At 67.2% G+C, this 11,837-nt stretch carries 11 protein-coding genes; 10 read left to right on the forward strand and 1 reads right to left on the reverse strand.

Annotation, left to right across the window (positions count from 1 at the left end):
* Positions 1-81: 81 nt before the first annotated feature.
* Positions 82-1,431 carry a FecR domain-containing protein gene (locus PMI14_RS33410; protein WP_052024343.1) on the reverse strand — a complete coding sequence of 450 codons (1,350 nt, stop codon included), beginning with the start codon at positions 1,429-1,431 and terminating at the stop codon, positions 82-84.
* A gap of 422 nt (positions 1,432-1,853) precedes the next feature.
* On the opposite strand from PMI14_RS33410, the gene PMI14_RS34755 reads away from it, so the two are divergent.
* From PMI14_RS34755 to PMI14_RS06920, 10 genes are all read left to right on the forward strand, one after another.
* Entirely contained in the window at positions 1,854-2,552 is a 699-nt protein-coding gene (locus PMI14_RS34755; protein WP_158279151.1) for a Crp/Fnr family transcriptional regulator, read from the forward strand.
* Between the two features lie 67 nt (positions 2,553-2,619).
* The gene (locus PMI14_RS06880) at positions 2,620-3,426 is read left to right on the forward strand and encodes an ABC transporter permease (RefSeq protein ID WP_007851915.1); all 807 of its coding nucleotides are present in this window, start codon (positions 2,620-2,622) and stop codon (positions 3,424-3,426) included.
* A complete protein-coding gene (locus tag PMI14_RS06885; protein ID WP_007851917.1) occupies positions 3,416-4,729 on the forward strand; it encodes an ABC transporter ATP-binding protein in 1,314 nt (437 codons plus the stop codon). The genes PMI14_RS06880 and PMI14_RS06885 overlap by 11 nt, the downstream gene beginning before the upstream one ends.
* Positions 4,726-5,721 (forward strand): GNAT family N-acetyltransferase, encoded by a 996-nt coding sequence (locus PMI14_RS06890; RefSeq protein WP_007851919.1) that lies wholly within the window; start codon positions 4,726-4,728, stop codon positions 5,719-5,721. Before PMI14_RS06885 ends, PMI14_RS06890 begins: the two co-directional genes overlap by 4 nt.
* A 120-nt stretch (positions 5,722-5,841) precedes the next feature.
* On the forward strand, positions 5,842-6,660 hold the full coding sequence (locus PMI14_RS33415) for a class I SAM-dependent methyltransferase (protein ID WP_007851920.1): 819 nt from the start codon (positions 5,842-5,844) through the stop codon (positions 6,658-6,660).
* Positions 6,657-7,604 carry a lysophospholipid acyltransferase family protein gene (locus PMI14_RS06900; protein ID WP_007851922.1) on the forward strand — a complete coding sequence of 316 codons (948 nt, stop codon included), beginning with the start codon at positions 6,657-6,659 and terminating at the stop codon, positions 7,602-7,604. Before PMI14_RS33415 ends, PMI14_RS06900 begins: the two co-directional genes overlap by 4 nt.
* 33 nt (positions 7,605-7,637) lie before the next feature.
* Positions 7,638-8,381: a hypothetical protein gene (locus PMI14_RS06905; RefSeq protein WP_007851923.1), complete on the forward strand. Its 744-nt coding sequence runs from the start codon at positions 7,638-7,640 to the stop codon at positions 8,379-8,381.
* On the forward strand, positions 8,378-9,562 hold the full coding sequence (locus tag PMI14_RS06910; protein ID WP_007851926.1) for a methyltransferase domain-containing protein: 1,185 nt from the start codon (positions 8,378-8,380) through the stop codon (positions 9,560-9,562). The genes PMI14_RS06905 and PMI14_RS06910 overlap by 4 nt, the downstream gene beginning before the upstream one ends.
* On the forward strand, positions 9,553-10,692 hold the full coding sequence (locus PMI14_RS06915; protein ID WP_007851930.1) for a glycosyltransferase family 2 protein: 1,140 nt from the start codon (positions 9,553-9,555) through the stop codon (positions 10,690-10,692). The genes PMI14_RS06910 and PMI14_RS06915 overlap by 10 nt, the downstream gene beginning before the upstream one ends.
* 452 nt (positions 10,693-11,144) lie before the next feature.
* Complete coding sequence (locus PMI14_RS06920) at positions 11,145-11,807, forward strand: hypothetical protein (RefSeq protein ID WP_007851933.1); 663 nt, start codon at positions 11,145-11,147, stop codon at positions 11,805-11,807.
* Positions 11,808-11,837: the final 30 nt, after the last annotated feature.

The following is an 11,837-nucleotide window of genomic DNA, read 5'->3' on the forward strand; positions in this document are numbered from 1 at the left end:
GGCGGCGGCTGCCAGTCCTGCCAGCAGCGCCCGGTGTCGTCCTACCGGACGTCTGTCCGCTGGCGGCTGGCGTGGCGTCAATCAGCGCCCCCAAAGGGTTACGCCGCTGAGCGAGCCCTGGGACAGGGGTTTCTCGAAGGCATAGGCAGCCTCGGTGCCGTTGGCATTCAGGTGGCCCGTGAGGTTGGCATTGGATGCGGTGGGGATGAACTGCCCTGTGGCATTGACATTGCCCGAGGCCTGGATGTTCTGCGAACCCACGCTCTTGCTAGCCATGTACAGCGAGGTATTGAACAGCGAGCGGCCGAAGTCCACCTGCAGGGCCCCGCTCTGCACTGCCACCGCCTCGATGGCGGTTTGCGCATCCTTGTAGAACTGGGCGCTGGCATTGGCCAGGCGGAAGTTGACCACCCCTTCCTGGGGCAGCTTGCCCTGGGCGTCCGGATTCTGGAAGAGCGCGTAGGACGGGTTGCCGATCACCCGGTTCCAGCCCGATTTCAATGCGGTTTCGTAATCCACCACAAAGCTGTCGCCCTCGGCGCGCGAGGTCCAGGGGTTACGAGCCCATGCCAGCTGGGTTACCTGGGGTGGCAGCACCGGCACCGAGGGTTCGACCACGGAAGGGGGCGGCGCAGGGGTGGGAGCCGGTGCGGGCGCAGGGGGTGGTGGCGGCGCGACCGTCACCGGGGGTTCCGGTGCCGGCGGGGGCGCCACAGGCGCCACTGGTGGGGTATAGACGGCCACTTCCACCGCCTTTTGCTCGCTCGTGAGCGACTTGACGGGTGTAGGCTCGGCGCGCAGGTCGTCCAGCGTCTGGGGTTGCGCCTTGTCGGTGCGCGCGGTGATTTCCACGGCACGGGCATTGCGTGTCACGGCGTCGGTGGCCACCAGCAGGGGCGTGGCATCACGGCGGCTGTACTCGAGGATCTGGCCCTTCATGTCGTCCGACAGCAGCTTTTCGTGGCCGCTGATGCAGGGGCCGACACTCGCGCCGCAGCCATTGTTGGCCAGCGGGGTGAGCGTGATGGCGCCGGTGTAGACCGAGGCAGCCGTGCGTTCCATGTCGGAGCGCACGACGAAGTCCGTGCCTTTGACGCCAATGGCGGCCACGGGCGTGTTCAGGCGGAAACGCTCGCGCGCGGCCTCGCCCCAGCTGCCGGTGATGGAGCGCACCACGCCTTCATCGAGGCGGAACTTGATGGCCCCCAGCTGCGGCTGCTGCGCAGAATGGCTGTAGCTTTCGATGTGCAGGCGGCTGGCCGGCCGCACGCTGAGGCGACCACCGTCCACAAAGCGCAGGTGCACATGGCCACCGGCCTTGGTTTCGATGCGGTCGCCGACACGCACGGCGGCGCCACGGTCCAGCACGCGGCTGCTGCCGTCTTCCTGGAGAATGGCGGCCGCCCCGATGACAAAGGTGGCTTCACCCACGACAGCACCCAAGGGTTGCCCGGGTGTAGAGGCAAGCGCGAGGCCACCCATCCCCATCAAGGGAAAGGCTAGGCAGGCGGCAATGGGGTGCAATCGGTGGTTCATGGTGTGCCTTTCGGACAGCAGAGAATGCCTGGCGGCGCCAAAACAGGCGCAGGCCAGGAAATAGCTCTGGTCCCTATTTTCGCTCATGTCTGTTTCACAGTGTGTGAGCACGGTCACACACCACTTGCCGCAGCACTGGCAATATGCTGGGAGCGTTGCCAGTGGTGTAATGCCGCAATGCGCTGCTTGGCGCAGCCCGGCAAACATCCCATGGGTGCATGGCACGATCCAGCCCTGGATCTGCATCTCCTGGCGCCCGTTGGGCGCCGTTTTCAGCGGCTTCGTATTATCGGCTCAAGCCGCGTTTTTCCCTATCTATGCCCGTTTCCGTTCAGTTGTTGAGCCAGTTTCCTTTGCTGCAGCCGTTGGCGCGCGAAGCCCTGGAGCCACTGTCGGCACGCATGGCGCTGCGTTCTTTTGCCCGCCGGGCCATGGTGATGGGCAAGGAAAACCCGACCCAGGAGCTGGGTTTTCTGGTGGAAGGACGGCTGCAGGGGGTCGATTTCACGGTGGACGGCCGCAGTGTAGGCATGTATTTCGTGGATCCGGGGGATTATTTCGGCGAGCTGGCCCTGGTGGATGGCAAGCCGCCCTCGGAATTCGTCATTGCTGCGGTGAAGTCCACGGTGGCATTTCTCGACGGTGCCGCAGCACGCGAGCTGATCCTGGGGCACCCGGCGCTGGCACAGGCCGTGATGACCCGGCTGGCGCAGCGGGTGCGCACTGTGATGGCGCAGCGCACGCTGCTGAGCCTTCCCAACCCCTTTCAGCGGCTTTGCGTATTGCTTTTACAATTGCCGCAGCGCCCGGTCGACGGGGTGGCCGAGGTCGCACAGGCCCCCACCCACCAGGAGTTGGCCATCATGATCAACGCCAGCCGGGAGACGGTTACACGGGCGTTCCAGGTGCTGTTCCTGCACAAGGTGCTGGTACGGGAAGGCAACATCCTCAAGCTGATGCAGCCTGAGCTCATGCGCGATATTGCAGAAGGACGCGCGGACCCTCCCAAAGCCTGACACCTCCTGCCATGGGCGCCCCCACCGGATCGCCGCTGGCGCTCTCCCTCGTTTTACGGTTATTGCCTTGAGATTCCTTCTGTCTTATCTGTGGCCCTGGCGCCATCTGTCCCTGGTGCTGCAACTGGCGCGCCGCGAAGTGCATGCTCGCTACCGGCAGTCGTGGCTGGGCATGGTGTGGGTGGTGCTCACGCCGTTGCTGATGCTGGGGGTCTACACGCTGGTGTTCCGCCACGTCATGCGTGTGCGCTGGCATGGTGGCGTGGACGAAGGCAATCTGGCCTTTGCGCTGCGCATCTATGCGGGCCTGGCCGTGTTCGGCTTCTTCGCGGAGTGCGTGAACCGCTCGCCCAACCTGGTGCTGGAGCAGCCCCACCTGGTCAAGAAGGTCGTCTTTCCGCTGGAGATCATGCCCTGGGTGAACGCGGCCAGCGCCTGCGTGGGTTTGGCGGTGTCAGCGCTGCTGCTGGTGGGCATGGCGGTGTTGAGCGGCCATGGACTGACCATCACCGCCCTGGCATTGCCCCTGGTCTGGCTGCCGCTGCTGCCGCTGGTGCTCGGCCTGGGTTGGTTCCTGGCCGGAGTGGGCACTTATGTACGTGACGTGGCGCAGCTGCTGGGCATGGTGGTCGCTGCATTGATGTTCCTGAGTCCGATCTTCTTTCCGGTGGAGGCCCTGCCCGAGGCGGTGCGCCCCTGGCTGCTGCTCAACCCGCTGGCCTGGGTGATGACGGGCACGCGCGAGGTGCTGCTCAATGGCCGTTGGCCCGACTGGCAGGCCCTGGCCGTGTTGTTGGCCGCCTGCACTGCCGTGGCAGCGGCAGGCGCAGCCTTCTTCCACAAGGTTCGCACGGGGTTTTCCGATGTCGTTTGATAGCCCTGCAGACACCCTCCAGACCCTGGCCATCGAAGCCCGCGGCGTGGGCAAGCGGTTTTCACTGTTCTCACAGTCCAGCGACCGCCTCAAGCAGCTCCTGTGGGGCCGTTACAAGCAGTACAGCCGGGATTTCTGGGCACTGCAGGATGTGAGCTTCGATATCCGCCGCGGCGAAGTGGTGGGTCTGGTGGGCCGCAACGGCGCCGGCAAGTCCACGCTGCTGCAGATGGTGTGCGGCACGCTCACCCCCACGCACGGCACGTTGGCAGTGCGCGGGCGGGTGGCCGCGCTGCTGGAACTGGGCGCCGGTTTCAGCCCCGATTTCAGCGGGCTCGAGAATGTGTACATGAACGCCGCCATCCTGGGCATGGGCCGGGCCCAGGTGGACGAGCGACTGGACAGCATCCTGGCGTTTGCCGACATCGGCCAGTTCATCCACCAGCCGGTCAAGACCTATTCCAGCGGCATGTTCGTGCGCCTGGCATTTGCCGTGGCCACCAGCGTGGACCCGGACATCCTGGTGATCGACGAGGCGCTCTCGGTCGGCGATGGCGCCTTTGCACGCAAGTCCTTCGACCGCATCATGGACATGAAGGACCGGGGTGCGACCATTCTGTTCTGCTCCCACTCCATGTACCACGTGCAGGCCCTATGCTCGCGCGCGCTCTGGCTCGAGGGCGGGCGCATGCGCATGTGGGACGAAGCACCCAAGGTGACTGCAGCCTACGAGACCTCGCTGGTGATGGAGGACGCACCCCTCAGAGAGGGCGACGCCAGACCAGCCCATGCGGATGCCGCCACGAATGCGATGGCAGACAGCTTCGAGGCCGACTCCCTGGCCCACGGCGCCAAGGTGCGCAAGGCGCCCGACGGCACGGCCGTGATCACCGATATCCAGGCACTGGCCGACGGCGTGGCCGGGCGCGAGCTGGCCATCCACTCCGGCCGCACGACGCTGGAGTTGCGCGTGCAGTTCGACAGCGACCCGGCCCTGCCCTGCCCGTCGGTGGCCATCGGCATTGCCCATGCCAATGGCACGGTGGTGGCCAGCGCCGGCAGCGCCAACGACGGCGTGGAGCTGTCCCGGGACGCCGTTGGCTCTGGCATCGGCACCCTGACACTGCCAAAGCTGCCATTGCTGCAGGGCGACTACACCATCTCGGTGATCCTGGCGTGCGAGCGTGGCCTGCACCCGTATGAGATCGTGGAGCGCGCCATCACGCTGCGCGTGGTGCAGACCGGGCTGGAGCAAGGCCTGGTGAGCCTGCCCCGCCAGTGGACAGCCAAGGTGGCGGCATGAACGCAAGATCCTGGTACGCAGTCAACCTGGGCCCCGCCGAATCACCCGAGGTGCGTGCCCTGTTTGCCCAGGTGTTCGGCTCCAGCATGAGCGATGCCCTGTGGCAATGGAAGTACGCGGACGGCCGGGGCCAGGCCACCGGCACGCGCGACCACGAAGGCAAGCTGATCGCACACTACGGCGGCACGGCCCGCACACTGCTGTGGGACGGCAGGGAACGCGCCGCGGTGCAACTGGGCGATGTGATGGTGATGGAGCAGGCGCGGGGTGTGCTGTCGCGCAACGGCGCCTTTGCCACGGCGGCCCAATCGTTCTTGCAGCAGCACATCGGCGCGCAGACCCGCTTTGCCATCGGCTTCGGCTTCCCGAACGAGCGCGCCGCCCGGCTCGGCAAGGCACTGGGTCTTTATGAAACGCTGGGTGAGGTCCTTGCCCTCGCGTGGCCCAGCCCGCCAGCCGGCCACAACGGCGGCAAGCTTCGCCTGTGGGCAACAGCGCCGCTGGACTGGACAGACCCGCACACGCAAGGCCGGCTGGACACGCTCTGGCAGGCATTGCGCAGCGACGCGCAAGGCTTTGTCTTGCCCCGGCGCGACGCCGACTGGTGGCGCCACCGTTTCGCCCGCCACCCCGACGGGCCTTACCAGGCCTGGTGGGTGCGCCACCGGCTCACTCGGCGCATCCTGGGCGCGGTGGTCCTGCGACCGGGCCCTGGCACCTGGGAAATCGTGGACTGGCTGGCACCCTTGCGCCACACCGCAACCGTGCTGGTGGCTGCCCGCGCCCTGGCGGCCTCTGCCGGCGCAACGGCGCTCACCGGGTGGTTCAGTGCACCGCTGGCGGCGCGACTGGGCGCCATGCCGGCACTGGCGGACGCCAGTTCGCAACTGGCATGCACCAACTGCGTGACGGTAGCCCGCGACCCTGCGATCACCGGCGATCTGCTCCAACGCCCCTGGTGGCTTACCGGAGGGGATACGGATTTTCGCTAAGCTTGGCCCTTGAGGCCTGCGCGCAGCCATCGGCCCTCTGTTGGCCCCTGCGCTGATTTCCACGATGATGGACAAGAGCCCCCTGCACTGGGCCCGTGCCAATCCTTTTTACCGAATTTTATGAACAGCGCACACGAAGTTTCAGATTTTTACGCACAGAACCGCGATTACTGGATCGCTCTGGGCAGCAAGGCCGCCGCAGCGCCCACCGTGATGCTCAACTTCGGCTATTGGTCGGATGGCGTGAACCACCTGTACGAGGCACAGCAGTCGCTGGTGCACCGCATCATCGCCTCCATTCCCAAGGACGGTGCCCAGGGGGTGGAAGTGGGCTGCGGCATCGGCGGCATCAGCATCAACGTGCTCAAACAGTTGCCGAACGCGCGCATGACGGGTGTGGACATCGCCGAAGGCCAACTGGCCCTTGCGCAGGCCAATGCCAAGGCCCATGGGGTGCTGGACCGCTTCCAGGCGCAGCAGGGCAATTCCATGGCCTTGCCGCTGCAGGACAACGCGTTCGACTTCGGGCTGTGCATCGAGTCCTCGTTCCACTACGACGACAAGCCCTCGTTCTTCGGCGAGATCTTCCGCACCTTGCGGCCGGGGGGCTACGCCGTGGTGGCCGACATCACCTGCTCGCGCGTGGAAGGTGTGCGCTTTCGCCAGGGCAACTACTACGAGAGCGCGGAGACCTACCACGCGCTCATCCGCGATGCCGGCTTCGAACTGGTGTCGACCGAAGACATCGGACCGCAGGTGTATGGCCCGCTGTACCACCACGTGCATGAATTCAATGCCGGCCAGCCCGGCAACCGCAGCCGCATCTCCAAGTACTGGTCCCTGGTGCTGAACAACTACCGTGAACTCGCCCAGGACGGTGACATGGGGTACCACATCTTCGTGTTGAAGAAGCCGGAAGCCCCGGCACCAAGCCGTTGAAGCAGTTTCCGCGCTGGCTGTCGCGGAGCGTGGCGCGGCTGGACTACGGCCTGGTGCTGCCCCTGCTGGCGCGGCTGCCGCGGTGGCTTGCCCGCCCGCTGTGGATACTGCGCGGCTGCATCAACTATGCGATGGACTGGGACTGGCGCACCTTGTCGCTGGGCCACGGCTATGTGCGCGAGGCCACGCAGCACGCCATGGCGCAATTGCGCCTGCAGGCCCAAGAAGGCACGCTGCCGCGCCGGCTGACGCTGCGGCGCTTCGTATGCATGTCGCGCGAGGAGGTCGAGGCCGCCAGGCTGAGCCATCTGGACCGCAAGAACATCCAGGCCAGGATCATCGGGCTGGAAGCGCTGGTCAAGGCGCGCGACAGCCAGCAAGGCGTGGTGCTCATGACGGCGCATTTCGACAGCCTCTACGTGGGCCTGGCGGCACTTGCCGAAGCCGGCCTCACGGTCAACCTCATGTCCACCAAGCTCACGGACGATGCCATGGTGCCGCCCGCCATCAGCCAGCACTTTGCCACCAAGGCGGTGGCACTGAACCGACTGCTGGCCCCCGGGCGGGTGACGCACTTCGAGGACAGCATGCGCTTCTTCGTGAGCGCGCTGCGCCGCGGAGAGATCGTGGTCATCGCCTGCGATGGCCCCTCCACCTCGCAGGACCGGTCGCAGCCCGTGGACTTTCTGGGCGCACAGCGCCGGATGGCGTCGGGCCCGCAATTTCTGGCCCGGGCGGGCCATGCGCCGCTGGCGCTCTACACCTGCCAGGAGGGGCCGGGAGGGCACTTCACAGTGGAAGTCACCGAACCCGTCACCCTCGAAAATGGCGGCTTGCAGCAGGCCTACTCGGCACTCGAACGCCATCTGCTGGCCCATCCCTGGCAATGGTGGGCGGCCGACCTGTACCGCACCTACGTGGCCGCCGAGGCCACGGGCGCATGATGGCGGCTGGTGCCGCTCCAAGGATTGTTGACCGTGTCTGATTTTCTGTTTGTCAGTGCCGTGAGCAGCTTCGACATCGTGCGCGAGCGCTTGTTGGCGTCCCCCTGCATGGCGGCCGGCCGGCAGCCGCTGGTGCTGCGCTGGAACGCCCCGTCCGCAGCCCAGGCGTTCAACGCCGTGATGGACTCCCGGCCCACACAGGAGTGGGTGGTGTGGGTGCACCAGGATGTGGTGCTGCCCGGGGGCTGGGACAGCTTGTTCGCCCAGGCCATCGCACAGGCAGAGCAGCAGCTGGGGCGCCTGTCCGTCGTCGGAACCTACGGCGTGGTGGGTGCAGGAGCAGCCGCCGTTCACGCAGGCCACGTGCTGGACCGCGGCCAGGTGCTGCGCGGCGCGGCACCCCTGCCCTGCCTGGTGGACAGCCTGGACGAACTGCTGGTGGCCGTGCGCAGCGACAGCGGCCTGCGCATGGACCCGGCGCTGGGTTGGGATTTCTACGCCACCGACCTGGTGCTGCAGGCCCAGGCGGCGGGCTTGCAGGCCGCCGCCGTGGATGCGTTTTGCGAACACTGGTCCAACACCCCGCAGCACCCGCCCCTGCCCCGCCCCACGGCGCAGCGCATCGCGCGCAGCGGAGCGGCGTTCGAGGCCAAATGGGAACAGCAATTCCCCCTCACAACCACCTGCGTGGCCATCCACCAACGTGGTGACGTGCGCGCCCTGGCGCAGTCGATGCTCGCAGCAGATGCGCAGCCCCTGGACCAGGACGCGCCATGACACCCATCGCACTGGTCATCGTCTCCACCGCATCGAGCCCGCTGTCGTCGGAAGAATTCCGCTACGGCTGGGACCAGTTGCACCGCATGTTGCCCGCGCCCACGGTGTGGCAGGAGATGCCCGAGCCGGCCAGTCCGCAGGCGTGGAGCCAGGCGCTGGAGCGGGCATCGGCCGCCGCACCGCTGGAAGAAAATGCCCGCGTGCTGCTGCTGCGCCATGGCCATGTCATGGCGGGCCCCGACGTGCTGGACCGGCTGGGCCGGGCGCTCGACGGTGTGCAGGGTACGCCCACGGCCGTACACGCATTCGACCCGGGCTTTCCGCCTGCCCTGGCCCCCGACTACTGCACCGTGCGCGGCATGGAGCGCTACCTGGAGCAACTGGGGACCAGCGAGCTCCCGCTGCTTGCAGACAGTGGCCAGCATGTACCACTGGTGACGCTGACCACCGTGGCCGCCGTGCATGCCGGCACCGTGCGCAGCCACGCCCGGTGGGTGCCCGGTGCCTTCGTGCACGACTTCGCCAGCTACCACCAGGCACGGCGCGAAGACATGCTGCCCCTGCTGCCTGCCGGCGTGGCCCGCATGCTGGACGTGGGTGGCGGAGAGGGGGGCTTCCTGCAGGCGGTCAAGGAATTGCGCGGCAGCGAAACGCATCTGGCCGAGTACTCCGAGGAGGCCTGCCGCACCGCGCGCACCCAGGTGGACCATGTGTGGCAGGGCGACTTTCTAACCCAGCCGTTTGCCGGCTTGCCGAACCAGGGCGACGGCGCATTCGACTGCATCAGCTTTCTGGATGTGCTGGAGCATGCCAATGACCCACAGGCCTGGCTGGCCCGTGCCCGCAGCCTGCTGGCGCCAGGTGGATCGGTCCTCATCTCCATTCCCAACGTGGGCCACTGGGGGGTGGTGGCCGATCTGATCGAAGGGCGCTGGGACTACTGCCCGCTGGGCATCCACTGCGTGACCCATGTGCGCTTCTTCACCTGGAAGACCCTGCAGGATTTGCTGGCGACTGCAGGCTTCCAGGTAGAGCACCTGGAGCGCGTGCAGGTGCCAGCCCCCGAGGACTGGGCCCGACACTGGGCCCAGAGCCCGCGTTTGAAGGCGGATCCAGAAAGCTGGAATACCTATGCCTTCCTGGTGCGCGCCACGCCCCTCCAGGAGGGTTCATGGGCCTGAGCTGCTGCGCCATTCTGGTGAACTACCGGGATGCCGCCGAAATTGTGGCGGCCGTGGAGTCCGTGCTGGCCGATGCGCCCGGCATAGAGGTGCGCGTGGTCGACAACAGCGATGACGACAGGGAGTGGGCCTTGCTGCAGTCGCTGCTGCCGCCGTCCGTGCACTCCCACCGCGCTGACGGCAACATCGGGTTTGGCCGCGGCTGCAACCTGGCCTTGCAGGCCTCGTCCGCCGACTGCTTTTTCCTGGTGAACCCCGATGTGCGCCTGGTCAAGGGATGCACCGCGGCATTGGTGGATGTGCTGGCCCGTGACGCCACGCTGGGAGCGGTCGCACCGCGGCAGTTCCTGGATGCTGCCCTGCAATGGCGCCTGCCGCCCAGTTGGTTGCCTACCGCCGTGCGTGCCTGGGCCACGGAGCGTGCCCGCAGGGAACCCGCCATCCGGGACCGGGTCCGCCACGCCACGGGGGCCGAGGCCTTGCGCTCCTGGCAGGCCCGGCACACACCATTGCGCCAGCGGGCGCTGTCGGGCGGCGCGGTCATCGTGCACCGCCGTGTTCTGGACGCGGGGGGCAACCTGTTCGACCCGCGTTTCTTCATGTACTTCGAGGACTCCGACCTGTGCCTGCGCTTGCGCCGCCAGGGCTGGGGCATGGCCATGGCCCCCGAAGCGCAGGCGGTGCACGCCTGGCGCAATGCACCCCACAAGCAGGGCTTGATGGAAGCTGGGGCCGCCATCTATTTCAGCAAGCACTATGCAGGGGATCGCTGGCTTCACAAAGCCCACCAGCTGCAGCACGTGCCGCCCGGTCCGCTGGGGGACCTGGAGCAGCCGGGCCAGCGAACAGCCGACGGCATCGAGCTTGAGGTACCCACAGCGCTCCAGCAGGGCTGGGTGCTGGAGTTGAGCCCCGATCCCTTGCGGCAGATCGGCGTCGGGCACCTGGGAACTGGAGCACGGGCATTCGCCTCCTACCAGACGCTGGCGCATTTCGGAGAAGGCGCGGTGTTTGCGCGTTTGCGCAGCAGCGGCGGCGGCCAGGAGCGCAACGCGGGGAGCGAATTGCTGGCCAGGTTCCATCCGCCCTATGGCTCACCCCGGGAGGCAGGAGCGCACCCATCGGCCTGAGTGGCACAGGCTCGCGGCAGGACGACACATCCTGTAGCGCCGAGGCCACCCGCCACTCTGCGAAAATCCAGCCCACGGACAAGGAGGACATGCAGCAATGCGGTCCTGCGCCTTGTCATTGCGCAACACTTCCCTGCGCCATCCGCCCTGCCGGGCAGGTCGCTGCAGCATCACTTGTTTTTCGCCGGGCCCGCCTGGCATTTCGATTTCTTGGGAGTGAGTACATGCCTACTCTTGGTTTCCTTTCTGCCCCCGCGGGCCAGCCATCGCCATGCACCTTGGCGCTGGCGATGGCCGCAGCAGGCATCGCCCTCAGCGGGCAGGCATGGGCTCAGGCTCCACAGGGCACAGCCCCCGGGGTGCCGGTGCGCCCGGCGCCTGCGGCAGTGGTCCCAGCTACCCCTGCGCCTGCCGTTGCGGCTCCGCTAGCTGCAAGTCCCACGCCCACCTACATGGGCGCGGCCAATCCTTTCGATGCCCAGCGCAAGGCATGGCCGGACCGCGTGCCGCCCGTGCCGCCACCACCACCGCCACCGCCACCTGCCGTGGTCACCGACCAGGATCTGCAGTTGTACGGCGTGGTGATTGCAGGCAGCGTCAAGATGGCCAATGTGCGCCTGGGGCCACGCTTCGCCAGCGCCGCCACGGAGGGGCGCCCTTTCTCGACCTTCCGTGAAGGGCAGGCGCTGGGCGAGTTCACCCTGAGCCAGGTCCACCCCACCCACGTGGTGCTGTCGGCGCCCGGGGGACAGCAGAGCATCTATTTCACCAAGAAGATGGACAGGGCGACCGGCCCCGGGGCGCCCGCCCCTGTGGCCCAGAGCCCATCGCCTGTTCAAGGCGCCACGCCCGTGGTGCAGGCACCCGCCGGAGATCCGGCAGCCGCCCAGGCGGCTGCCGCTGCACCTACCTCTCCTCCGGGTGCGGGCACCGCCCAGGTGGCCCAGCAGCAGGCAGCAGCAGCCCCGGCCCCCGCGCCGGCTGCGAACTCACCGAACGCGGCCAACACGGTGTTCAACAGCCTCTCCGAGGCACTGAATGCAGCGCGCAACAATGCCAACATGCAGCAAAACCAGGGCGCCAACCCCTTCCAGGTTCCCACCGTAAGGCCATGAACCCATGCCGCGCGCTGCTCCCAAGGGGCT

This window comes from Acidovorax sp. CF316 (assembly GCF_000276605.1).
Classification (GTDB): domain Bacteria; phylum Pseudomonadota; class Gammaproteobacteria; order Burkholderiales; family Burkholderiaceae_C; genus Acidovorax.